This is a genomic window from Bacillus sp. IS1, from assembly GCF_032461585.1.
Classification (GTDB): domain Bacteria; phylum Bacillota; class Bacilli; order Bacillales; family Bacillaceae; genus Bacillus; species Bacillus velezensis.
The window spans coordinates 1-413 of sequence record NZ_JAWCWR010000029.1 but is presented as its reverse complement, the minus strand read 5'-3'; the positions used below and the strand labels follow the sequence as shown (position 1 = coordinate 413).

1 protein-coding gene is annotated in these 413 nt (G+C 69.2%); it reads right to left on the bottom strand.

Annotated elements, in window-relative coordinates; translation table 11 throughout:
• Positions 1–181: 181 nt before the first annotated feature.
• Positions 182–413 (bottom strand): hypothetical protein (locus tag RUW00_RS22820; protein ID WP_315956828.1); only part of this gene is annotated, 232 nt, incomplete at its 5' end.

Below are 413 nucleotides of genomic sequence, written 5' to 3'. Positions count from 1 at the left end.
AGGAAGCGCTGGGCGTGCGAAGGGCCGGCCAGCGCGGCCCGCAGGTTGTTTACCAGATCCATGGTGCTTCCCCTACTTCCCGTGCCTCAAGGTGGTCTGCATGCGGCATGCGCATCGGTGTACTCCGCTTCCCGCGCCCGCGCGGCCTGCGTCCCGACCGGGGCGCAGGCACGCACGGCCATCAGGCAGCCTGGACGATCTCTTCCAGCTGCAGGCGCACGCCCTCGCTGATCTTCAGGCGGTAGTCGCGGCCGCCGGCGGTGATCTGCAGTTCGCGTACGTTGCTCACCAGCTGCGGCTTGCCGACCACCGGGGCGTCCATGTGGATGCGCCAGGAACCGCGGCTGATCTGTGCGGCGATGTTGCGGGCGTCCTGGCGGGCCGCCGGTACGGCGGTATCCAGCAGTTCGATC